This window comes from Microtetraspora glauca (assembly GCF_040656155.1).
GTDB classification, from domain to species: domain Bacteria; phylum Actinomycetota; class Actinomycetes; order Streptosporangiales; family Streptosporangiaceae; genus Microtetraspora; species Microtetraspora glauca.
Genome location: NZ_JBFALK010000042.1, coordinates 1 through 22,486, shown reverse-complemented (window position 1 = coordinate 22,486; position 22,486 = coordinate 1). Strand labels below are relative to the sequence as shown.

The window sequence follows — 22,486 nt, the reverse complement described above, 5'->3', positions numbered from 1 at the left end:
GCTCCGGGCTGGACTTGGCCGGTGATCGAGGTGGAGCAGGGCGGGCGGCAGCGGCGGCAGGTCACCCTCGCCCCAGCGAGGGCCTCCATCGTGGCAGGCAGTAGACGTCGGGTCGGGCCTTCGGTGGTGAGTCTCACCCCCGGTTTCGACGGAGGTCTCCATTGCGGCGCGTCGACCGGGCACGGGTACGGCCAGGCGCTGACGTTTCGCCCCGCTTCGGCGGGGAAGGCCAGTCGCCGAGATCGTGATGCGGTTGCGCCACTGAGGAAGGCCCCGGCCCTGGGCGAAAGACCCCGGATGAGAAGCCCGCCGGCTGAGGCGTACTCCCACGGCGGTACACGCCCGCCAGAGGATCTCGATTCATGTCGAGCAGGGATCAAGCTGGCATCAATCGCGATGTTGTACGTTCCCCGCGTGTCGGATACCAGTATCGCCCTGCTCGTCCTCGGCCTTCACGGCGTGATCTTCACGTTGTTAGGGGCCGGACTGCTCATCAACGCCCGCAACTTCCGCAAGCGCGCCCTGCGTGCCCAGGGCCAAGTCGTCGGGTTGCGTCGCAGCGAATCCAGCGAAGGCTACGTCTACTATCCGATCCTGCGTTTCACGACGGTGTACGGCCAGGTGGTGCAAGCCGAGAGCGATGTCGGCAGCGACCCCCCGTCAGCACGTCAAGGACAGCACGTCGCGATCATGTATGACCCGGCCGATCCGGCCCGCCTACGGATCGACAACCTGACCGACAGCGGGACGCTGCTCGCCGGCATCTTCCTCGGCGTCGGCCTGCTGCTCCTGTTCAGCGGCATCGCGGTCGGCGTCGTCACCATCCTCTGAAGGCGCCCCACCGGTCAGAGCGCACCCCGCTGTCTTGGGCATGCCGTACGAGGTGCACCATCACTGGTGGGAAGCTGATCGGAGACTGGACGACGAGGGCAGTGACCAGGCATGGCGCGGCAACTGAGCGCGCTCGACGCGCAGTTCCTCAACTTCGAGACGACCACCAACCACACGCACATCGCGGGGCTCGCCGTTCTCGATCCGTCCACGGCACCGGACGGCGCGATCACCAGGGAAGCCATGATCGTCCTGATCAGGAAGCGGGTGCACCCCGCCCCGCCGCTGCGCCGTCGCCTGGTCCAGGTGCCGTTCCGGCTCGACCATCCGTACTGGGGAGGACCGGGAGATCGACTTCCTGTGGAACGAACGCCACCTACGGTACGCCTTGCGCGAGTACGAACGGTTCTACAACCAGCACCGAGCCCATCAAGCCCTGGCCCAAGCGGCCCCGCTGCGTACCGCCCCGGATCCGATCATCGATCCAGAGCGAATCATCAACCTGAACATACGCCGACGAGACCGGCTCGGCGGCGTCCTCCACGAGTACTCATAGCTTGAGCTGCGCGGATGGAGTTTTCGGCAGCCGCAGGATCGAAGAAGAGTTCCAAGCCGCCAAGGGCCTGACCGGGTTGGACCGGGGACAGGTCACCACGTCCTGGCACCGGTGGAGCATGATCGCCGACGCGCTGCCGGCTGTGACGATCAGCCTGGAACGCGGTGGCAGCATGGGCACCCAAGCCGGTGAGTTCGTTCTCGCAAGCTGCCGTGAGCTGGTGAAACTTCTCCGCCGGTTCGTGATTCCACGCCTCGGCAAGACGTCGACTCCGAACATGCCCTGCGCTGGTCGCTGTGGCGGCGGCGCCATCAAGCTCGGGCAGCCGCCTGCCATCGGCGGTGGAACAAGGTAACAGCTGCCTCTGTCACTTGACCCATATTGCAGCGCCTAACGATCTACAGCTGCCGTAACAGTGCGGATCCCGGTGCGTTTCACGTACGTAGGCCGCGTAGACGGCTTCGTAACGGCAGGCGGAGGCCGACAGGGCGGTCATGCCGGTCCCGCCGTGGAAGATGTCCGGGGCGTGATAGGTCGTCACCTCCACGCCCTCCCGCAGGAGCAGTTGGGCGTAAGCCTGACCTGAGTCGCGCAGCCGGTCGAACTGATTGGTCATGATCATGGTTTTGATGCCGCGCATGCCGTCCGGAATCACCGCGCGCAGCGGTGAGGCCGCGAGCATCTGCTCGGGCCGGGGAGCCTCGCCGAACAGGTGGCGACGAGCCAGCGTGATGTCGGCGGCGGTGGGGGTGCAGCGCGGGTCCATCTCCGCCTCGTAGATCGCGGCGTCGAGCCAGTCGGTCAATGGCACGCTGAGCACCTGGGCGACCAGTCTGGGCCCGTCACCGGACGCGCACCGCAGGGCGACGACCGCCGCCGCGTTCGCACCCGCGCTCTCCCCACCCACCGACAGCGACGAGGGGTCGAGGCCCAGCTCCGCGCCGTTGGCGGCGAGCCAGGCCGTCGCCTCCGCGCAGTCGTCGATCGGAATCGGGTAGGGATGCTCGGGCGCCAGCCGGTAGTCGACCGAGACGATCGCGACCCCGGACAGCTTGGCCAGCCAGCGGCTGTGGATGTCGGACAGCTCCACGCTGCCCAGCCAGTAGGCGCCTCCGTGGAAGAACACGTGGGTTCCCACCGCGCCTTCGCAGCGGTAGATGCGCGCGCCGATCGTGCCGCCCTTGACCGGGATCTCCAGGTCCTCGGTTGTGACGCCCTCGGGGGCGGGCCTGACCACGAACTCGAGCGAGGCTCGCCACAGCTGGGCGTTCTCCTCGCGCTGTTCGGCGGCGCTCCGCTCCTGGTCGACCGGTTCCGACGCCATCATGACGCGGAGCACCTCGCCCAGAGGGCCCTCGACCTCGCCTGCTCGGATGGACATCACTACCTCTTCCGCTCGGCCTGGATGCGATCACCTCTAGCCTACCGAGTGCTTGGTAAGTATGCTCGCCGCATCTTTCCGAAGGGATGCCGATGTCTGATCAACTCCAGGGCCGCACGGCGGTCGTCACCGGCGGGGCCAGCGGCATCGGGGCCGCTCTCTGCGCCGAACTCGCCTCGCGCGGGATGGCGGTCGTCGTGGCCGACATCGACGGCGAGAGCGCGCGGCGCGTCGCCGCCGAGCTGGACGGGCCCGCGCTCGGCGTGCCCACCGACGTCACCGACCCCGAGTCGGCCAAGGCTCTCGCGCGGGCCGCCTACGCCGAGTTCGGCTCGGTCGAGCTGCTGTGCAACAACGCGGGTGTGCTGCTGTTCGGCACGATCGCCGACTCCTCGGTCGGCGACTGGCGGTGGCTGTCCTCGGTCAACATCGAGGGCCTGCTCAACTGCCTGCACGCCTTCCTGCCGAGGATGCGCGGGCAGGGCGGGTGGCGGCACGTGATGAACACCGCCTCCACCCACGCCTTCCTGCCCGACCCGGGCTTCACCGCCCTCTACAGCGCCACCAAGAACGCCATCGTCGGCCTCTCCCACGGCCTGCGGGCCGAGTTGGAGCCCGACGGCATCGGCGTCACCGTCCTGTGCCCCGGCCAGGTCGACACTCGCATCCTCGACTCCCAGCGCAACCGCCCGGGCACCTTCGGCCGACGGGCGGCCGAGCCGTTCGGCACCGGCCCCATCCCGATGGCCATCGAACCGGCGCAGGTCGCCCGCGACGCCGTCGAGGGCGTCCTGCGCGGCGCCCCGCTGGTCTTCTCCCTCCCCTCGCACGGCCGCGACATCTTCCACTCCCAGGTGCGGGAGCTGTGGCAGCTCGCGGGCGACGCCCTGGATCTCGATGTCCCGCGCTAAGGAAGCCGTGCCCGTCTCGCTGCGGCGGCTCTTCCTCACCGTCCCCTTCGTCGGCGCCGCCGCGCCCCTGGCCTACGCCACCTCCGGATACTTCCTGCCGATCCAGGTCCAGGCCATCGACGACGGGGCCAAGGTCGGGAACCTGGCGCTCATCAACACCCTGAGCGCCTGCGCGGCGATGGTCGCCCAGCCCGTCATCGGCCTGCTGTCCGACCGGACCCGCACCCGCTTCGGCGCCCGGGCGCCGTGGATGGTCGCCGGCGCGGCCATCGGCTTCGCCGCGCTGCTGCTGGCGGGCCAGGCGAGCACCGTGGCCCTGCTGATCGTGGCGATGATGCTGGTCCAGTTCGGCTTCAACGCCTTCCAGGGTCCGCTGGGGGCGATCATGCCGGATCGGGTGCCCACCCGGCTGCGCGGCCGCTACTCGACGCTGATCGGGCTGGGCCAGGTCCTCGGGGCGATTCTCGGACCGGTCCTGGCCTCCCTGTTCCTCAGCCGTATCCCCACCGGCTACGCCACCTTCTCGGTCGTCGTCCTGGCGGTCATCCTGCTGTTCATCGTGCTGAACCGCGATCCCGGCAACCGGGACCTGGCCCGGCCGCCCTTCTCCGCGGCGGCCTTCCTCAAGGCGTTCTGGGTCAACCCCGTGCGCCACCCCGACTTCTTCTGGGCGTTCCTGGGCCGCATCCTCATCTTCGGCGGCTACTACATGGCCCTCACCTACAGCTTCTACATCGCCCAGGACTACCTCGGCCTCGATGCCGAGGAGGCCGCCAGGCTGACGCCCCTGCTCGGGCTGGCGGGCGTGCCCGGCTTTCTGGTCGCGATCGCCGTGTCCGGACCGCTGTCGGACCGGATGGGCAGGCGCAAGCCGCTCACCCTGACCGGCGGGCTGGTCATCTCCCTGTCGGCGCTCGTCCCGCTGCTGACGCCGACCGCGGCCGGCATGTTCCTCTCGGCGATCGTCGCGACCATCGGCTTCGGCGTCTTCATCTCCGTCGACCAGGCCCTGGTCTCGGAGGTGCTGCCCAGCCGCGACGACTTCGCCAAGGACCTGGGTGTGCTCAACCTGGCCGCGACCCTGCCCAACACGGTGGCACCCGCCGCCGCCGGGGCCGTCGTATCGGCGTTCGGTGGGTACGGCCCGCTGTACGGCGCGGTGGCGATCATCACGGTCCTGGGGGCGCTGGCGGTCCTGCCGATCAAGGGGGTGCGTTAGGGTCGGCGGATGGCCAGGACACGTGGCGCCGAGCGCGCCGGGGCGGCCCGGCGCGCCAAGATCCTGAACGTCGCTCTCGACCTCTTCGCGGCCCGCGGCTACCGGGGCACCTCGATCGCGGCCGTCGCCGAGGCGGCCGGGATCACCCAACCGGGCCTGCTGCACCACTTCCCCAGCAAGGAGGCGCTGCTGGCCGAGGTGCTGGCCGAGCGCGACCGGCAGGTCCTGCTGGCCGCCGGCAGCGACCGCGCGGCCGAGGGGTCCAACCTGGTGTGCGCCCTGGAGATCGTGCACGACATGCTCGCCCAGGCCCGCGGCAACCGCGGGCTCACCCGACTGGGGCACCTCGGCACGTCCGGCTCCGACGAGGTTCCCGAGCTGGCGCGGGAGTGGGCCAGGCGGCGCGTCCGCACCTACCGCACGGACCTGGCCACGGTGATCGCGCAGGACATCGCCGCCGGTCGCGTCCGCGCCGACGCCGACCCCGTCGCGACGGCGTCGCTCATCATCGCCGCGATCACCGGGCTGGAGGAGCAGTGGCTGCTGGATGAGTCCTTCGACATGCCGGCCGCGATGGACGCCTTCACCCGGATGCTCTGCCGCGATCTGCTGATCGAGGGCTGATCAGGTGGACGAGCGCGGGATCAGTCGGAAGTGCCGGGTGTCGGCGGCCAAGCCGTACCCCCTGCCTTCCAGGGCCGCCAGCACCGCATCGGCCAGTTCCCGGCCCAGCGCGTGGCTGTCGAAGGCGACGGTGGTCAGCGGCGGCCCGGCCAGCCGTGCGGTCGGCATGTCCTCCACCCCCACGACCGCCAGGTCGCCCGGAGCGGCAAGGCCCTGCTCGCGCAGACCCGCCAGGACGGCGACGGCGACCTCGTCGCTGTAGGCGCACACCGCGCTCACGCCCTCCTGCCGCCAGCCGGCCACGGCCCGCTCCGCGCTGTCGGCCTCCAGGTCCACGGTCAGCACTACCGGCGGCACCAGACCGGCGGCCGCGCAGGCCTGCCGCACGCCGCGCAGGCGCTCGTTCGCGATCGGCTCGGCGAGCGCGAGGCCAGGGGTGGCGTAGCCGATGCGCCGGTGGCCCCCGGCGATCAGGTGCTCGGCCTGGAGGCGGCCGACCTCGCGCTGGTAGTCGGCGAGGCTGTCGGTCTCGGTCGGTAACACCACGTCGGCGCCGGCCTCGTACAGCGCGGCGGAGGTCGCGGCGTCGAAGGGCTCCAGGCCCAGGACCGCCGAGGCCGCGACGGCGGCGCAGACATCGGGCAGCGGGCGCGTGCCCTCGCCGCCCAGGTGCAGGACGAGCGTGAGCCGCCTGGCCGCCAGCGCGGCGGCCAGGCCCTCGACGACGCTGGTGACGGTCGGCCCCTGCGTCATCGCGCGCAGGGACAGCAGCACGATGTCGCTGCGCCCTACCGCCAGGGCGCGAGCCGGGGCGTGCGGCCGGTAGCCCAGGCGCTGGGCGGCCTCCAGCACGCGGCGCCTGGTCTCCTCGGGGATGGACTGGCCCGGCCGGTCGTTGAGCACGAAGCTCACCGTGGTGCGGGAGACGCCGACGGCTCGAGCCACGTCGGCACTGGTGACCCGCCTCGCGGCTTTGGCCATGCGCCCCTCCCCGTTATCAAACCTTGGCTTGCCCGTACGGCAAAGCCCTATGCTAGCGTGCTAACGCGCGTTGGTAACGCGCGTTAGCAGATGGGGCAGAGATGAGCTTTCCCGACGGGTTCCTGTGGGGCGCCGCGACCGCCGCCCACCAGGTCGAAGGAAACAACGTCAACAGCGACTTCTGGGTGCTGGAGAACACCGCAGGAACGATCTTCACCGAGCCCAGCGGCGACGCCTGCGACCACTACCGGCTCTACCGCCAGGACGTGGCTCTGCTCGCGGAGCTGGGCCTGACCAGCTACCGCTTCTCCGTCGAGTGGGCGCGGGTCGAGCCGGAGCCGGGCAGATACTCCCGGGCGGCCCTGGCCCACTACCGCGACGTGCTGAACGCCTGCCACGAGCACGGCCTGACCCCGATGGTCACGCTGCACCACTTCACCAGCCCGCGCTGGCTGATGAGGCTCGGCGGTTGGAGCGATCCGGGCACCTCCGAGCGCTTCGCGGCCTACTGCCGCACGGTCATGGCCGAACTCGGCCCGCTCATCCCCTATGTGTGCACGATCAACGAGGCCAACATCGGCCCCGTCGTACGCCAGATCGCCGGCGACCTGCTCGAACTGGCCCCGGTCGGGCTCGGCGACGCCCCGGCCGGCGGACTCGGTGCCTGGCTGTGCGCCGCCGCCCGCGCCCTGGACACCACCCCCGACCGGGTCAACCCCTTCCTGTTCGCCTACGACCAGGCCGCCAACGAGGTGATCATGCAGGCACACACGGCCGCCCGCGCCGAGATCAGGGAAGTCAGCCCGGACACCCGTGTCGGCCTCACCCTCGCCCTGCAGGACTACCACCCCGAGCCGGGAGGACAGGAGCGGGCGCGGCAGATGTGGCGCGAGACCTTCACGGACTTCCTGCCCGCCCTCGACGGCGACGACTTCCTCGGCGTGCAGAGCTACAGCCGCATGCGCGTCGGCCCCGACGGCCTCCTGCCGGTACCCGACGGAGCCGAGGTCACCCAGATGGGCTACGAGTTCTTCCCGGGGTCGCTGGAAAACGTCATCCGCGGCGCGGCCGTCGCCGGCCTGCCGATGATCGTCACCGAGAACGGCATCGCCACCACCGACGACACCCGCCGCACCGAGTACGTCCGCCAGGCTCTGGAAGGCGTGCGGCGCTGCCTGGCCGACGGCATCGACGTGGGCGGCTACTACTACTGGTCGGCGCTGGACAACTTCGAGTGGATGCTCGGCTACGCCCCCACCTTCGGCATCATCGCCGTTGACCGCGCCACCCAGACGCGCACCGTCAAGGACAGCGCCCGCTACCTCGGCGCGCTCGCTCGCAAGAACGGGGAGACCCTGTGAACGATCCCCGCGTGAACAAGCCGCTGGGGCAGATGACCGTCGAGGAGAAGGCCCAGCAGCTCACCAGCGTGCTGCCCCAGACGCTGCCGGGCGCCTCCGGCCCCGCCCTGATCGATACGGCATCGGCCCGCTGGACGGGGTCGTGGGGCGGTGCGGCGGGTGCTGCGCGACAAGTACGCGCTCGGCCGGCTCGGCGAGGCGGTCGCCGGCTCCCCGCACTCTTGTGGGTGCCAGAAACTCGGCCACCCTACGCGGCCTGCGCATACTCGTGGATCAGCCCGCCGAGGCAATCGCGGCGGATGACCTTGGTATCGGCTTCGACCGGGTCGGCAGGGCTCGTAGCGGAGCAGCCTGGTCCAGGGATCGGTGCGGACGGTGCTCGTTGAAATGCGCTTCGTACACGGCCAGTACCGACCGCAGCTGGCGAGCGTTAACGATCAGCATCCGGTCAAGGACCTCCCGGCGTAGGCCGCCGATCCACCGCTCGACGTAGGCATTCGCCCGCGGAGCCCGAGGCGGTGTCTTCAAGACCCGAATGCCCGTTCCGGTGAAAACCTCGTCGAAAGCCGCGGTGAACTTCGCGTCCGGTCGCGAATGAGGAACCGGAAGCCCTCGGCCCGATCCCCGAGTTCCATCATCAGGTTCCTGGCCTGCTGAGCGGCCCACTTCCCGGTAGGATGATCGGTGACGCCGAGCAGGTGCACTCGCCAGGTGGACATCTCCATGACGACCAGGCAGTACAAGCGTTTGAGCAGCACAGTGTCGCAGTGGAAGAAGTCGCACGCCAGAATGCCGGCGGCTTGTGCGCGCAGGAACTCGCTCCAGGTCGGCCCCATGCGGCGCGGCGCCGGGTCGATGTCGGCCTTCTTCAAAATGAGCCACACGGTGGAGGCACCGACCCGGTGTCCCAGGCCCGCGAGTTCCCCGGTAATCCGTCGATACCCCCACAGCGGGTTCTCTCGGGCCATCCGAACGACCAGCGATCGCACTGAGGGACGTGTGGCAGGTCGGCCCTCCCTGCGGTGCTTGAACTTCCAGCGGCGCCGCACCAGATCGGTATGCCAGCGCAGCAACGTGCCCGGCGTCACGAACAGCCGCAGGCGACCGGCTGTAGGCAGTAGTCGCGCCAGCGCGCTGATCACCGCCCGGTCCGCCCACGACGGTCGCGGTCGGGCGACCTGGCGACGCAGCACCGCGAGCTGATGGCGCAGCACCAGGATCTCGACGTTCTTCGACGTCTCCGAGCGGGCCAAGAGCGTTAGCCAACCCGCGAGCCGGAGGAAGATCAGATACAGCAGCCGCAACGCCATGAACGTCGGTCATGCCGAGCGCACGCCCGAGTGCCAAACCACAGGTCAACCGCACTGGCCGAGTTTCCGGCACCCACAGGCTCGGCATGCCGAAGAACACGCCGGTCCTGGACGTGTACGCGGCCGTGCGGGACGCTTCCGGGCACCCCTTTGTCGTGGTGAACGTGCTGCTTCCCGCCGACCGTCACGAGTTGGAAGACGCCTATCCGATCGGCTGATCCGGCATGAAGTGCGATGGCCGACGTTCGCCGTCAGCGTTGCCCTCACCCTGCCCACACGATGCTGTAGATGGTGATCAGCTCCTGGCCTTTCGACCTTGAAATAGATAACCCACATGTCACCAAAGGTGGCGTGATGGTGATCATATGGGTTCATAGGTAGTTTCGCCGTGGCGGTATATGGCGCGAACACCATGTTCGCCGGACGCCTGCATGGCCATCTCGGCCATAGGGCGCTGCTCACCCCTAGGTGCCCAGCACACATGCATTCGGGCATCGCCTAGATACAACGGATACACGTAGGCCACGCCAACCGTTTCGGCTAGTTCCCCCTGTTTCTCGCAGATCGAGTAGCTCGCCCTACTCCATCCGGTACCACCCGTACACGGCGTGGGGCCGTTCACGTCAAGCCCACTCTTACCGCAGTCTCTAATGAAGTCACGCCAGATAGAGTCACATGTCGAGGCTTGCCGGAAGATACCGTCTCCAAGATCTCGCAAACAATTTATTCTCTTGTTGAGCCCGAACGCGCACTCGTTTGGGGAGAGGCCCCCGCTTGTGCACACAAGGTATTTATCAAGAAGGTCGGAGCAGCCGACCCTCAGCGTGTGACACAAACCGAGAACCTCGATATACGTTGAGCAGAATATGTCCTCGCCTCGCGCATCGTCGCGGCACTTGTAGTAGGAGTTTCGTGCCTTCACGCAGTCGAAGTTACTGGCTGGATCAAAGTAGCCTGGACAGCGCAAGAACTCTCTTTCGCCCTCAGCGCACACATCGTCAGACCGGCTGGAACTTCCCGTCCGGCACGACAAATAGGATTCGAACGACGAGGCGCAGTCCTGTCCGCTGTGAAAGGTGGCCCGTTCTCCGAAACGGCATTCAATTCGGACGATCAATGCTTGCTGGCATAAAATGGCCGAGTTTTTCACCAAATGACGCTTTACGCAGGCTCCATATCCCGAAGATTTTGACCGGCAGTCCAACCCCCTCGGCCCCTTACCCCTTGGGCAAAGATCGTCGGCCGCGACGCGTGAATTATCGCCTCCCAGAGAATGCCATGACGGCTGTGATCGTGGGACTTTCGGGGGTGTTGCAGTTGTAGAGCAACCGGCTAGGGCGACAATGGCCATGAGTGCCACGAGCACACCCCGGATCCGCCATTCCACTGCGACCATGCCCCCTCCCAATCGGTCAATTCTCAGTATCATCATGCAGGCACTGGCCAATTCTGCCGAATTAGCTCCATCGATATCAAGGGGCCTCCGCGGTCACACGTGTTCAATTGGACATTGCTCAGGGGTCGCCGGGGTGCAGTGTCGTGATCCTGGACGAGGTCCTGCCACATCCCGGCGGTTGCACACATGAGATCGCGTTCCGCCCCGGCACCATCTCGGTGACCTGCCGTGATCTGGAGGCCGTCTGGTCCCCGGGCCGATTGCCCGGACCAGCACTGAATCTGCGACCTCACCTCTTTTACCCAAGGCTGCAGGTGCCGAATATTCATCCGTGCAGGTCATAGGAATGATGGGCGATCTCGGGCATCCGCGTGTGTCTCGAGCGCTGCGCCAGCGAACGGCATGATGATCGGTCGTGTTGCTGCGCCTGGCCTACCTCACGGTGACGAACATCGTCTCGCTCCTGCTCCTGCTGCCCAGGAGCGACCATGACAAGGACGTCGAGATCTTGGTGCTCCGGCGCATCGATTTTGGCTCGGCCGCGCATGCGGGCACGGCGGCCGGACGGACGACCAGCATCCCCGAACGCGACTACCTCACCACCCGCGCCGCCGCCGCGAACAGAACCCCTTGAGCGGGCCCGCTTCAGTGATCCGAGATGTCGCCGACGGGCTGGCGGGTGATATCGAATAGACGGGCGATATGAGCGGGTAGCACCATATGACCCCATGAAGCCTCCCCGTACGCCAGACGAAGCGATCGCTGCCGAGCGGGTGGGCCCCCGCTCGGGACGGCCGGTCGAGTTCGGATGAGTTTCGGCACCTACGCGCGCCGTGTCCGGGACAGAGACCTCCCATACGCGCTGCGATACACGTCGCTGCGGTGCGCGGTCGAGCACTACCAGCCACTGGGATTCCATGCGACCTGGGACTTCATCACCGGCCGGGCAGGCGACATCCGCACAGACGAGGCCGCGCTGCTGCGCGCACTCGACGTCCTGGAAGCCAGCCGTGCGGCACGGCAGGCGGAACTGACCGACTTCGCCCGGCGGCGTGCCGTCGAGAAGCACACGGGGCGAGCGATCTCGGTCGTTGAGCAGCGCTACCGGTACGGCTGGCGATGGCACGGCCCGGACGCCGACGCAGCGATGCGCCAGACGGTCGAACGGCTGTGGGACGAGCACACCTCAACGCCCTTTCCCGACGTTCCGCCCGCGCTCAAGCCCGATCTGGTGGACCTGGATTCGGCCGTGGCGGGCATCATCTGGACCTACGTGGAACGCGGTGGACGGCTCCATCCCGATCATCGGATGCTCCTCCCCGGCCTGCTCGCCGAACTGCGCGCGCTGCGGTTGAGATTCGGGGCGGGGTGGTCGGATTTCCTCCGGCTCCGCAAAATGGCGGAGCTCATCGCCCACGACACCCTTCCGTTTCTACGGCGGGGGTGGGCGGGCGACGCCGAGCGCATCGCCGACGTCTTCCTCTCCGCACGCGGCCAGACGACCTACGTGCCGCGACCGCACACCGACGAGGAGACCAGGGCATGGATCACTGACCATGTCTTCACGCGCGAGGAGGTGTGGGTCGCCGAGCTGCACGGCGAGGTGATCGGGTTCGCCACGCTGGATAATCACTGGCTCCGGCATCTCTGTGTCGCACCGAACGCACAGAATCAGGGCGTCGGGTTCGCACTGCTGGCTCATATGCAGAAGGTCCGGCCGATGCTCAACCTGCGCGTGTCCCCGCGGAACACCGGGGCGGTCCGCTTCTACGAAAGGCACGGCTTCACCCTGGTGAAACAAGCCGGGGACAGCGGCGACGAGAAGAACCCGCCCGATGCCCGTTACCGGTGGCGCGTCGACGACTTTCCGCGAGAACCGGCCGCTTCGGGATTGAACGACTCGCTGACCTGCGCGTTCCCGATAGAGCTGGCCGCCGACGTCACCACCGCCCGCGCGATCATGCCTCGCGCCGCGCACAAGCCATGGCTGTCGTTCCGGGCCGTTGTGGGCGACGACATGGTCTCCGTACCGGAGCGGATCTACAACCCCGAGCCGTCCGATGCGACGATCCGCAGGCTCTCACCGCTTCAGCAGGCAATCGTCCATTGCCTGTACACACGACACCACGACGGACACGTCAGGCAAAGGCACCTGGCCGTGATCGCCGGTTCGCCGGAGCCATGGGCTCTGCCTTACGTGATCCGCCTGATCGGCGAGTACATCGTCGAGATCGTCACGGACATCGAAGCAGCCCTCGCCGACCTCGCCCGGCCGACGTCACCGCTCTACCTGTCCTGGCAGCGGTTCATCGCCGACAATCCCGATCTGCTGGCCATCACGGAACAGCGGGCCGCCAGCTACTGGGATGTCTACCACCGGCTGGGCTACCCCGAGCTGCGGGACTACCCCGGCCGCCGGCTCACCCACGCGTTGAAGACCCTGAACAAACCGGACGGTTCACGATGAATCGCCCCGGCTTCGATGGAGACCTTGATGGCTCGCCCCATGTCTGGGGCTTGCTTCACAAGCTTGGAGTTACACCACCCGAGGGGACGTCACCTCGCCCCCAGAGGAATGTCACCTAACCTTCGTGCAACCTGGCACAAACCATGAGATGTTCCATTCGTGGTGATCGAGGACCCCCTACAGCTGTTGCGGCGTCTGCGGCTCGGCCGGGAGGAATACTGCCAGCGCCTGCTGACCATGCTGATCCTCACCGGCCCCTACCCGCGCTGGAACAGCCGCAGCATCCCCTCCGACAAAGGAGTTCGGTTCCTTCGGGAGTTGGACGTGCTGTCGTTCGGCGCAGGTGCGTGGCACGGTCAGCCGGTCTTTGTCGACGAATTCGACCTGCCGGGGCGAGGTGACGACGAGCAGGGCGGGGCACCGGACTACGCCGTGTTGTGGGAGCAGCGGCTGTGGATGATCGAACTGAAGACCGAGACCACAAGTCACCGGCCCGGGCAGGTGACCGGCTACTTCACGCTCGCCGACCATCACTACCCCGCCGCCCGCATCGACCTGACCTACCTGACCCCGCCGATGCCGCTCGCGCGTCCAACGACCGGGGAGCAAATGCGCTTCGCGCACCTCACATGGGGACAGGTGACCCCCTTGATCGTCGATGTCTGGGGCGACGGGGGCGAGATCGAGCGGCGGGTCGCCGAGCAACTGCTGGCTGCGCTGGACGGCATTGGAAACCCCTGGTCACGCTGGCGTGCCGAACGGCTCGGTCGCCAACACCCCTCCATCAACACTGCGGCCTCGGAGGGCACCAGTGCCTCTGCTGACGCCGCCGTTGTCACTGCTGCGGAGCCCGAGCTCATAGGGATTGACCCGTTCGACGCGGCGATGGCATTGGCCGAGGCCACTGGCCGGGACGGCCGACAACGCACCTTGGGTCACTCCGCTACAACCTTGGAAGAACTGCAGAGGCTCCGCCTGTCCCTACGGCAGGCCATCCGTGCTCTGCCCGACGGCTCCCTCACCCGCCACGTGCTGCCTTGGCTGTGGAACGCGGCGACCAGCGGCGGCAGGGCGCTCACCACCTCCGGCGCCGAGACAGGGTACGAGCTACGCCTGTCCCGATATCGACAACCGTTTTGCTGACCGAGAGTCTGTCGAGCAACGGTGTAACTCGCTGCTGATTTCTTCTGTCACAAGCTGAGGACCGCTGGCCTTCGAAGGTGATGGCGAAGGCGTCCAAAGTGCTGGGGGCGCTGCCGAAGCCGGGGCGATTCAAAGCCGGCCGTTCCGAGAAGGATCGGGTGCGCCGTGGGAGTCCCGCCCAACCAAGCGGACGTTGCGGGTGCTGAATATTCATCCGCGCAGGTCATAGGCGTGATGGGCGAGCTTGCCCCGGGCGGGTGTCTCGAGCGCTGCGCCAGTGAACGGCATGATGATCGGTCGTGTTGCTGCGCTTGGTCTACCTCACGGTGACGAACATCGTCTCGCTCCTGCGACTGTTGTCCAGGAGTGATCATGACAAGGACGTCGAGATCTTGGTGCTGCGGCATCAGCTGACGGTGGTGCAGCGGCAGGTGGCCAAACCGGCGTTTCACTCCGTACGACCGGTTCCTCCTCGCGGGGCTGCTCCACCGTCTGCCGCTGGACAAGCTGCGGCACTTCACGTTGCTGGTGCGTCCGGACACGGTCCTGCGCTGGCACCGTGATCTGCTGCGGCGCCGTCACGCCGCAGCGAGCGCGCCTCGTCAGCGTGGGCGCCCGCGCACCCTCCGATCCATTCGCGCCCTGGTGTTGCGCCTGGCGCGGGAGAACTCTTCGTGGGGCTACCGGCGTATGCACGGTGAGTTGGCCGCGCTTGGCATCACGGTCGCCGCCTCCACAATCTGGGAGATCCTCAAAGAGCACGGCATTGACCCCTCCCCGGACCGTGCAGCCTCGACGTGGGCCGCGTTCCTGCGCAGCCAGGCAGGCGCCCTGCTGGCGTGTGACTTCTTCGAGGTCCGCACGGTGACCGGGGCGCGTCTGTACGTGCTGGCGGTCATCGAGCACGCCACCCGCCGTGTGCGGATCCTGGGCGTGACCGCGCATCCGACTGGGCAGTGGGTCACCCAGGTCGGCCGCAACCTCGTCATGGACCTGCAGGACGCGGGCAGCACCGCCAGGTTCCTGATACGTGACCGCGACGCCAAGTTCACCGCCGCCTTCGACGCCGTGCTGGCCGATGCCGGAATCCGGCTCGTCAAGAGCGGTGTCCGGATGCCACGGATGAACTCCATCATGGAGCGCTGGATCCAGACATGTAGGCGGGAGCTGCTGGACCGGACCTTGATCTGGAACCCACACCATCTTCTGCACGCCTTGCGTGAGTTCGAGACCTTCTACAACGAGCACCGGCCGCATCGAGCTCTTCGGCAGGCAGCTCCACTTCGGCCGCTTCCCGACCCCAGCACCGACCTGGCCCGCACGACGGCGTTCGACATCCGCCGATATGAGCGACTCGGCGGAACCTTGAACGAGTACCGCCATACGGCTTGACCAGGCCGGATGATTAATCGGCACCCGCAGGTCCAGGAAACCCTCGGTCACGTCTCCTCGACGTTCACCCGCGACACGTACACCAGCGTCTATCCGGAAGTCGCGAAGGCCGCGGCCGAATCCACTGCCGCGCTCCTGGCCACTCCGACTCCGCCCCCGTCGGTGCCACCGCGCGGGCCAGACGGTCAACGGAACAGCCGCAGGCCGGAGAGGGGCCGGCGTACGGCTTCTCAGGGGAGGCTGTCCGTCGTGCCCGACCTCTGATCCCCAATCTCAGACGAGACGGGCACTACGACCAATGAGCGGCCAGTTGCCTTTTGTGGATCATCTTCTGTCAGAGCGGCCCCGGCATCGAGGGGCAGGCCGGTATCACGGCCTCTGGCGCCAGGCGAGAGGCGCGTTCGGGGATTGCTGCCCCGCGCAGGGCCGTACGGGCTCATGATGGACATGTAACTCTCCCCGCGAGTGATGAGGTCCGAGTTCCCGATGGATGACCTGATCGCGTTCGTTCGGACTCGTATCGATGAGTCCTGGCAGATCGCCGCCATGTGCGAGCCGGGCCACTGGTTCTCTCCTCATACGACGGATGATCCGAAGTCCTTCGCCCGGCCCGGCGTGTACGGGCAGCACTACATCGAGGTGCCCGACTGCGAACAGATGCGGATCGCGGTGACCATGGACGTGCGGTGTGAGTGGCACATCCTGCACAACGCCCCGGCTCGCGTCCTGACCGATCTGGCTGCCAAGCAGGACCGTCTCAAGTATCTGGCTCACGTCCTCGGAGGGAGCTGGGTCGATGTCGGGGAGCGCGCCGCGGCCGAGCATCTTCTGCGTCTTGAGGCCGCCGCCTACGACTGGCATGAGGACTACCGTCCGGAATGGCGGCCCTGACGGGATGCCCGAGATGGTGGACGATGCGTGAGCTGCCCGCGGTTCGCGCCCCTGCCCCGGCCCGGCATTGTGAAGGAAGACCAGTGGACGGCATGCCCACCTCGCTCCCACGGAGATCCACCGAGGCGAGACTCAGACCACAGGGCACGCGCCTGGCTCGGGCCATCATGTCTCTGTACCAGCGGAGTTTCCAGGTGGAGGAGTCGCGGCAACCAGCAGATTATTCGTCCGCTGGTTGGCGAGTTGGCGGCCTTGATTGTCGGGGTTTCATCCATTTGTCGGGGTCGGCGTCTTTGGGGCTCCCGTGACCGGCCGAATACCGCAACCGGGCGGCCGACGCCTGTGGGGTGTTCGGTTGTGGACTTCTCTTGGTCGTCTTTAAGGTCTGAGCTGACGATCGGCAACTAAACGATCTACCACCTGCACGGTCCGTACACGGGCCTGCGTCCGAACCATGCTGAAGTCCGCTGGTTGTCGGTGGGGGGCCCGTACACGCGAGCAAACAACGAGCAACCAACCGGGGTCTGCTTCTCGTGCCGAGATCACGACGCATCGAGAAATCGCAGGTCGGGGGCTATGTTTACGAGTCAAACTGAGTAGGGCGGGTGGGACTTGAACCCACGACCCACGGATTATGAGTGGGATTGATCTTGATGAGTGAGTGGGTCTCTGACCTGCGGCTCGGCCTTGCGTCGATCATCTTCCATCGGCGGCGTTCCGCGTATGTTCCGGATCTTGATGGTGCTTCTGAGGAGGGGGCTGGGAGACTGTGTGACATGAGCAAGATGGAGCGGCCGCTCATGCGTGAGTTGTTCCCCGATCTCGTCGCGGATCTCATCGCGTGTCTGAGAGAAGAAGGAGAGGAACATCTCGCCGTCTCCGCCTGGGACGTTCGGTTCTACGAGGAGTGCGGATGCGGTGATGACTTCTGCCAGAGCTTTTATACGGCCGAGCAGCCGGACGGAGCGTACGGCCCCGGGCACCGGTGCGTGCCTCTGATTCCGCCGAGAGGTGATCTGATCCTTGATGTCGTTGACGGGCGGATCATGTTCGTGGAGGTCCTGCACTACCCGAAGCTGCCACGTCTGGTGAGCTGAAGCCATCAGCTTGGGAAGTGTATAGATCACGGCTCGTAGGGGCGCTGAGCTGGGCTTCGGTTCGGTCGTGAGTGACCGTGGTTGACCCCTCGTCACCCTGGTTAATGGCCCGCTAATGGCACGACGAGGGAGGGCAGTTCTGCGGGGATGAACGAGCAGGTGGCAGCTGAGATCGCAGAGGAGTATCTGTCACGGTGGCGTCGTGTCGCTGTCTATGACGAACTCGCGGTCATGGAGGAGAACGGCGATAAGGACTGGGCGAATGTCACCGGAGAGGATGGGAGCTGCTACAAGATCCTGGCTTACGTGCTTCCCGAGGCCGATCGGGCACTCCGGTTGGTTATCGCGGTGAACGATCGTGTGCCCCGCGCAACCGTCGCTCCCGTGACGCGGACTGCAGTTATGCGCCTGGATGGCACATACACGGAGTAGACGGAGAGCGGCGCGCCTGCGACCTGATGGCCATAGTTTGTAGCCCTGCGGATTAAAAGAAGTCGATTCGATCGAGGTCCGAGGCTCCGACCTGCGGGTGCGGTGTTCGTGGACGTTCGCCGAGTTCCGCCGTCGTTCGTCCTCTTGGCTGTACTCGTGGCTGTAACTCTGCATCCGGCAAACGCGCTGCCAGGGGCCGTATGGGACCATGGCGGCGTGGGGATCAGCTATAAGGTTCAGGAATACGGCGGTACCGTCGTTGCGAGCGGAGAGCGATACCTAACCGCCACCATGGTGGAAGCCTTGGACCCTGTCGTGTACCCGATGCTGGGGCACATCTGCCCCTATGACGACACGATGTTCAACAGTTGGCAGGTTCACACGCTGATCAAAGAGCTGCACCACATCCCCGATAGCCACCCACTTGATCCGACTATTCGCGAGGATCTCCGGGCGCTTTGCGATGCCGTGCTTGCGAAGCCACATCGACAGCTGTGGTTCATCGGAGACTAACGGCACCAGTTTGGAAGAATTCGGCTCATGATCTACTGACGTGCTCCGTCTCTGGTCAGAGGTCGTGCGGCCCTGGCCGCGAGTCCCCGCTACTCCCCCTTGATCACCGCCCCATCGGGCACGCAACGGGCATGACGCCAGTACGTCTACCCAAACCGCATTAGCAGCTCGGATCTTGCTCGTCCGGATCAGTTCCACCAGGACCAGCGGCGCTCAGCGGTCCTTCTGGAACCGCCTCAGACGGCGTGAAACTGCAACTAGAACTGCAACTAGAACCGCTCCCACGAAGATCTCAAAGGGACCGAGCAGGAGCCGGGTCGTCGACACTTCGATGGTGTATCCGCTTTTGGGCTCGGCTTTCCGCAGGGCGTCAGTCAGCTCTCTCGCCTTGTCGGGTTTCTCCCACTCGGCTTGGAAGCGCTTGCCGTCGATCGTGGTGATCTCGATGCGCTGTTCCTGGTCACGGACAGTGGCGCTCCAGACTTTGTGCTCCTGGATCTGCCTGGTGATGAACGGGAGGTCGGCCTGCTCGTAATCATCGCGGTTGAAGAGAGCCAACGCCGCAAGAAGCACGATGACGACGGCCAGCACCAAGAGCACCGGTTTACGTAGCGGCCGCTTTCTCGACCTTGATGCAGATGCCTCGGTCATCTAACTCCTCTCGAAGGTCTGAAAGCAATCTGACGGCTTACGACTGAGAAGGCAAGGAGAGTGGCGCGCCCGCGCACGCCTTCCCCTCCTGATCTTCCCGTGTGCCTCGACCCACCGCGAAGCGGCAGCGGGCCGGCGACGGAGGGGCAAGCCCGTCTTCGCGTGTACGTGAACCGGTCGCCGTTCCTCGATCATCGGATGCCAACGGTCACAGATGGGCTTGAGCCGTAGGAGCCGGTCTGCTGGGCTTGCCTGGGTCGTGGCAGGCGGGACGATCAGGCTCCCACCCCAGCCAGCTACGGACTTCGGCGCGCGCTCGGGCGATCATCCCGGAGCCGAGGCCCCCGCCGGAGGCGCTGTTTGTCGTGGTGGATCTCCATCGCAGAAACTTAGGGTAGGAGGCGACCATGCTTACTGTGGCTTCGAATGACCTTAAAGACGCTCCGGTCGCCGTGATCGTCGCAGTGGCCGTTCTCGGCGTGGCGTTGTTGGTCTGGGCGGTCGCGGCAATCCGCGGAATGCGGCGACTGAGGAGGCGGGCCTATCGCACGACAGGCTCTGTCATTCGGAGAGAGGGCGTCGGAACACTTCGAGTTCTCTTCGTTGGCCCGGATGGGCGGGAGCGTGAAGTTGTGGTCTCCGCCGGTACAGGGTGGGGGGTGCGCGGACAGGCTGGGCAGCAGGTGCCACTGCTGGTCGATCCGGAGAATCCGAGTGAGCCTTTAGAGATGTCACCGTTGGGCGAGGGGACCTTTCAGGTTGCTGTCCTGCTGGTGCTGGGTGCCGGAGCCTTCCTGGGAGGCGTTGGGAACCTCGCCGCGCGCTTGCTTGGGTGAAGGGTGACACGGGCCACGTAAGAGTGCGCGTCGCAGTGGTGATGATGCGCAAAGAAGTGCCGGTGCTGCGTGGAGAGGCGGCCCGAGCTGCTGGCGGCCGGGACCGGCCCCCAGGCCGCATGCCCGGCCGCCGAGCGGGCGCGGGGCCGCGAGGCGGCGCGGAGCGCCGCCCTTGATCCTCATAAGCGTAATTCGGCAAGTTTTGCCACTGGTGACCAACTGTCGCCCTACGGATTCCGCTGCAACCAGGATTGCCAAGCCCATGAGGCAAATCCTCACAAATCACACTCTGCTCTAGAATTCAGATCTTCCTCTGAAATTTCCTCGATGTGGGCACTTCCAGGGAATCTGCGAGGAAAAATCGGGCACACCGCTAACCCCTTAAGCAACCCAACCAGAAAATCTGAAAATGAGCCTTTAAATTGCCACCAGTCAGCGCCATCCGTGATTACAACTGTCCATTTTTCTGGATCTTGATCTGTCAACCACAGACAGGTATCGCCGTTGTCCGTTACACCCCAAGGATAGAGCCCTCCGGGATTTGGGTATACAGGAAACGGATTCACCTCGGCCCCGCCCCCCTGATCACCTACGAGCCATATCGGATCAAGGTCTTCAGTAACGAAGACAAGGGGATCAAGCATCTCGCGAGCCTGAGTGAGCGCAGACTTCTCCGGCCTCCCTCCTGGGTGAATTATGTACAGAAACCCATCCAGCTGCACTTCTGTGTACCGCGTGAGCCACTCGCGATAGTCGGATGGAAAGGTCAGCCCGACCTCATCCTCCACCGCCCGCCAATCGATGATAGGCGATGCCTTGCGCGGAGGTCCCACAATCTCAAACAGTTCAACAATTCCAGCCAAAACGCACCGGCTCTTCTTTGATATTTCCGAAGCATACATTCACAGTCAGATCATAGCTAGTAGGCAAACTCTGCGCCTCCATTACAATACTGCTCACCCCTTCGCCATCTCCGCCATATTGCGGAATTGCGCTATAGGCGACTTGAGATTTTCCGCGACGCACCGCCTTGTGGATACGGTTCTCAATTTTCTTCATATACTTATTATTAAAAGGATTAGTCGAGGAGGTCTGGGCGTCGTGTGGAAAGCGCTTTTCGGGCGACTACGTAACGCTCGTGGAACTCTTGGGCGAGGGTTTCGCGGCGGTATTTCTGGCGTAAGACTCGGTCGAGGTCACCGGCGCGGTTGACGAGGTCGGTGAGCGACCGGCGTTCGATGTCGAACGCGGCCATGCCCTGTTCGACTGCGGCGTCCAGGTTGCCGCGTCGGGCGTGGACGATGCCGAGGTCTATGTGTGCGTCGGCTACCCGCATCGGGGCGTTCGAGGTCCCGTCCGGGCGGGTGTGCATCTGAATCGTCTCAAGCGCGTGTTCCTCGGCGCGGTCGTCGTCGCCGAGCCAGGTGTAACAGGTGGCGGCGTAGAAGACCCACTTGGCGTGGTCGAACACGAAGTGGTGATCGAGGTTCTCCGGGATCGGGAGCTTGGCGAGCACGTCTGCTCCGCGTGAGAGCGCCTTGTCGGCTTCGCGGCGGTCGCCGATCCGGGCGAGTCCGCGGGCCTCTTGCAAGGTGAGTTGGACCATGGCGCTGGATTGGCCGGCGGCGGCCTGGCCTATGCGGGCGGCGGTGACCACGTCTTCGTAGCGGCCTTCGACGAGGGCGAACCACGCGGACATCTCGTGTGCCCATCCCATGAGTTCGCCGTGTCCGACCTGGCGGCCCATCTCGAAGGCGGCCTGTCGGGCGGTCTCGGCCTCTTCGCGCTCGCCCAGGTCGTAATGCACGCACCCGAGCAAGGCGGTCAGCCACCCGGTGATGACCAAGAGTTCGCGGTGCTGGTCGAGCGTGATCCGGCCCGATAACAGCCTGGTCACCTGGGCCAGGCGCTTTTGCGTACGGTCGCGCAAGGTGGCAGCGGGGACGACGGGGTAGGCGCGGCAGAGCAGATCGACGGCCTCGGCCAGAGCCTCCAGCGTCCCGTTCCCGACATCGGACGCTTGGAGCTGCTGGGCGAGTTCCATCGTGCCGTACAGGTCGGCCTCGGCCCGTAGCGCGTCCACGGGCATGATCTGCGCCTCGATCAGACGGCTGCCCGCGCTTCGCCGGTTCGGGGAGAAGCCGAGATCTTCCGGCTCCAAGCCGGTGGCCTGGGTGAGGGCGAGCCGGAACGGGGTGCGGGGCCAGGAGACCTCCCCGGCCTCCCATCTCCTGATGCGTTCCTCGTCGACGGCGAGTCGTTCGGCGATGCCCACGCGTGTCTGGTTGATCCGGTCGGCCATCTCGGCGCGGGTGAGCTGGTGGGAGTTGCGCCAGGCACGGAGTTGGACGTTCGGGATGCTGTCGGGCATCTCGGGCTTTCCTCCCGTCGGGGGGCCTTAAGAACTCCTAACAGAATGATCAGCGGACGAGGCGTCGCCAGCAGATGATGGCGGTGGCAAGGGTCATGAATGCCTCGTGCATGTCGTCGCGGA

Annotated in this window: 25 protein-coding genes; 17 read left to right on the top strand and 8 right to left on the bottom strand. The window is 66.0% G+C overall.

From position 1 onward, the window contains the following. Positions 1 to 396 precede the first annotated feature (396 nt). The 3 genes from AB0I59_RS41335 to AB0I59_RS41325 all read left to right on the top strand — a co-directional run bounded on the left by AB0I59_RS41335 (position 397) and on the right by AB0I59_RS41325 (position 1,742). Positions 397 to 831, top strand: a complete 435-nt coding sequence (locus AB0I59_RS41335; RefSeq protein WP_061260996.1) for a DUF3592 domain-containing protein — start codon at positions 397 to 399, stop codon at positions 829 to 831. Positions 832 to 942: 111 nt separating this feature from the next. Beyond that, complete coding sequence (locus AB0I59_RS41330) at positions 943 to 1,392, top strand: wax ester/triacylglycerol synthase domain-containing protein (protein ID WP_358142378.1); 450 nt, start codon at positions 943 to 945, stop codon at positions 1,390 to 1,392. Continuing rightward, complete coding sequence (locus AB0I59_RS41325; RefSeq protein WP_061260994.1) at positions 1,389 to 1,742, top strand: hypothetical protein; 354 nt, start codon at positions 1,389 to 1,391, stop codon at positions 1,740 to 1,742. Before AB0I59_RS41330 ends, AB0I59_RS41325 begins: the two co-directional genes overlap by 4 nt. Before the next feature lie 12 nt (positions 1,743 to 1,754). Here the strand turns inward: AB0I59_RS41325 and AB0I59_RS41320 are convergent, their stop codons facing one another. Beyond that, positions 1,755 to 2,768, bottom strand: coding sequence for an alpha/beta hydrolase fold domain-containing protein (locus AB0I59_RS41320; protein ID WP_061260992.1), 1,014 nt, complete (start codon positions 2,766 to 2,768; stop codon positions 1,755 to 1,757). A gap of 92 nt (positions 2,769 to 2,860) precedes the next feature. Here AB0I59_RS41320 and AB0I59_RS41315 point away from each other — a divergent pair, with 92 nt between their 5' ends. The 3 genes from AB0I59_RS41315 to AB0I59_RS41305 are packed head-to-tail and all read left to right on the top strand — an operon-like array spanning position 2,861 to position 5,522. Beyond that, positions 2,861 to 3,679, top strand: a complete 819-nt coding sequence (locus AB0I59_RS41315; protein ID WP_061260990.1) for an SDR family oxidoreductase — start codon at positions 2,861 to 2,863, stop codon at positions 3,677 to 3,679. After that, positions 3,666 to 4,898: an MFS transporter gene (locus tag AB0I59_RS41310; protein ID WP_358142373.1), complete on the top strand. Its 1,233-nt coding sequence runs from the start codon at positions 3,666 to 3,668 to the stop codon at positions 4,896 to 4,898. The genes AB0I59_RS41315 and AB0I59_RS41310 overlap by 14 nt, the downstream gene beginning before the upstream one ends. A 9-nt stretch (positions 4,899 to 4,907) precedes the next feature. Beyond that, entirely contained in the window at positions 4,908 to 5,522 is a 615-nt protein-coding gene (locus AB0I59_RS41305) for a TetR/AcrR family transcriptional regulator (protein ID WP_358142370.1), read from the top strand. Here AB0I59_RS41305 and AB0I59_RS41300 read toward each other — a convergent pair whose 3' ends face one another. Next, positions 5,523 to 6,503: a LacI family DNA-binding transcriptional regulator gene (locus tag AB0I59_RS41300; RefSeq protein WP_358142367.1), complete on the bottom strand. Its 981-nt coding sequence runs from the start codon at positions 6,501 to 6,503 to the stop codon at positions 5,523 to 5,525. A gap of 101 nt (positions 6,504 to 6,604) precedes the next feature. Between AB0I59_RS41300 and AB0I59_RS41295 the strand changes: the two genes are divergently transcribed. Next, positions 6,605 to 7,864: a glycoside hydrolase family 1 protein gene (locus tag AB0I59_RS41295; RefSeq protein ID WP_358142364.1), complete on the top strand. Its 1,260-nt coding sequence runs from the start codon at positions 6,605 to 6,607 to the stop codon at positions 7,862 to 7,864. A 273-nt stretch (positions 7,865 to 8,137) separates the two neighbouring features. On the opposite strand, the gene AB0I59_RS41290 is transcribed toward AB0I59_RS41295, so the two are convergent. Beyond that, positions 8,138 to 8,392, bottom strand: a complete 255-nt coding sequence (locus AB0I59_RS41290; RefSeq protein ID WP_358142361.1) for an integrase core domain-containing protein — start codon at positions 8,390 to 8,392, stop codon at positions 8,138 to 8,140. Further along, positions 8,389 to 9,174, bottom strand: a complete 786-nt coding sequence (locus tag AB0I59_RS41285) for a hypothetical protein (protein ID WP_358142358.1) — start codon at positions 9,172 to 9,174, stop codon at positions 8,389 to 8,391. Before AB0I59_RS41285 ends, AB0I59_RS41290 begins: the two co-directional genes overlap by 4 nt. Positions 9,175 to 9,260: 86 nt before the next feature. On the opposite strand from AB0I59_RS41285, the gene AB0I59_RS41280 reads away from it, so the two are divergent. The 9 genes from AB0I59_RS41280 to AB0I59_RS41240 all read left to right on the top strand — a co-directional run bounded on the left by AB0I59_RS41280 (position 9,261) and on the right by AB0I59_RS41240 (position 18,505). Then, the gene (locus tag AB0I59_RS41280) at positions 9,261 to 9,392 is read left to right on the top strand and encodes a hypothetical protein (protein ID WP_358142355.1); all 132 of its coding nucleotides are present in this window, start codon (positions 9,261 to 9,263) and stop codon (positions 9,390 to 9,392) included. Between the two features lie 1,593 nt (positions 9,393 to 10,985). Further along, on the top strand, positions 10,986 to 11,204 hold the full coding sequence (locus tag AB0I59_RS41275) for a hypothetical protein (RefSeq protein WP_061260978.1): 219 nt from the start codon (positions 10,986 to 10,988) through the stop codon (positions 11,202 to 11,204). A 174-nt stretch (positions 11,205 to 11,378) separates the two neighbouring features. Then, entirely contained in the window at positions 11,379 to 13,037 is a 1,659-nt protein-coding gene (locus tag AB0I59_RS41270) for a GNAT family N-acetyltransferase (RefSeq protein WP_082777570.1), read from the top strand. A gap of 159 nt (positions 13,038 to 13,196) precedes the next feature. Further along, positions 13,197 to 14,180: a hypothetical protein gene (locus AB0I59_RS41265; protein ID WP_061260977.1), complete on the top strand. Its 984-nt coding sequence runs from the start codon at positions 13,197 to 13,199 to the stop codon at positions 14,178 to 14,180. Positions 14,181 to 14,708: 528 nt separating this feature from the next. Next, positions 14,709 to 15,572, top strand: coding sequence for an integrase core domain-containing protein (locus tag AB0I59_RS41260; RefSeq protein WP_358142397.1), 864 nt, complete (start codon positions 14,709 to 14,711; stop codon positions 15,570 to 15,572). A gap of 486 nt (positions 15,573 to 16,058) precedes the next feature. Beyond that, complete coding sequence (locus tag AB0I59_RS41255; RefSeq protein ID WP_358142351.1) at positions 16,059 to 16,463, top strand: DUF6221 family protein; 405 nt, start codon at positions 16,059 to 16,061, stop codon at positions 16,461 to 16,463. Between the two features lie 653 nt (positions 16,464 to 17,116). Continuing rightward, complete coding sequence (locus AB0I59_RS41250) at positions 17,117 to 17,560, top strand: hypothetical protein (RefSeq protein WP_358142348.1); 444 nt, start codon at positions 17,117 to 17,119, stop codon at positions 17,558 to 17,560. A 147-nt stretch (positions 17,561 to 17,707) separates the two neighbouring features. Beyond that, positions 17,708 to 17,992 (top strand): hypothetical protein, encoded by a 285-nt coding sequence (locus tag AB0I59_RS41245; RefSeq protein WP_358142345.1) that lies wholly within the window; start codon positions 17,708 to 17,710, stop codon positions 17,990 to 17,992. Between the two features lie 216 nt (positions 17,993 to 18,208). Then, positions 18,209 to 18,505: a hypothetical protein gene (locus AB0I59_RS41240; protein ID WP_358142342.1), complete on the top strand. Its 297-nt coding sequence runs from the start codon at positions 18,209 to 18,211 to the stop codon at positions 18,503 to 18,505. Positions 18,506 to 18,718: 213 nt separating this feature from the next. Here the strand turns inward: AB0I59_RS41240 and AB0I59_RS41235 are convergent, their stop codons facing one another. Further along, positions 18,719 to 19,156, bottom strand: coding sequence for a hypothetical protein (locus tag AB0I59_RS41235; protein ID WP_358142339.1), 438 nt, complete (start codon positions 19,154 to 19,156; stop codon positions 18,719 to 18,721). Positions 19,157 to 19,563: 407 nt separating this feature from the next. Between AB0I59_RS41235 and AB0I59_RS41230 the strand changes: the two genes are divergently transcribed. Further along, the gene (locus tag AB0I59_RS41230; protein WP_358142336.1) at positions 19,564 to 19,992 is read left to right on the top strand and encodes a DUF3592 domain-containing protein; all 429 of its coding nucleotides are present in this window, start codon (positions 19,564 to 19,566) and stop codon (positions 19,990 to 19,992) included. Positions 19,993 to 20,267: 275 nt separating this feature from the next. On the opposite strand, the gene AB0I59_RS41225 is transcribed toward AB0I59_RS41230, so the two are convergent. Genes AB0I59_RS41225 through AB0I59_RS41215 form a run of 3 tightly spaced genes read right to left on the bottom strand, consistent with a single transcriptional unit; the run spans position 20,268 to position 22,363 of the window. After that, the gene (locus tag AB0I59_RS41225) at positions 20,268 to 20,780 is read right to left on the bottom strand and encodes an SMI1/KNR4 family protein (protein ID WP_358142333.1); all 513 of its coding nucleotides are present in this window, start codon (positions 20,778 to 20,780) and stop codon (positions 20,268 to 20,270) included. Between the two features lie 58 nt (positions 20,781 to 20,838). Then, positions 20,839 to 21,051 carry a hypothetical protein gene (locus AB0I59_RS41220; protein ID WP_358142330.1) on the bottom strand — a complete coding sequence of 71 codons (213 nt, stop codon included), beginning with the start codon at positions 21,049 to 21,051 and terminating at the stop codon, positions 20,839 to 20,841. Positions 21,052 to 21,070: 19 nt separating this feature from the next. Next, the gene (locus tag AB0I59_RS41215) at positions 21,071 to 22,363 is read right to left on the bottom strand and encodes an NsdA family TPR-like regulatory protein (protein WP_358142327.1); all 1,293 of its coding nucleotides are present in this window, start codon (positions 22,361 to 22,363) and stop codon (positions 21,071 to 21,073) included. Positions 22,364 to 22,486: the final 123 nt, after the last annotated feature.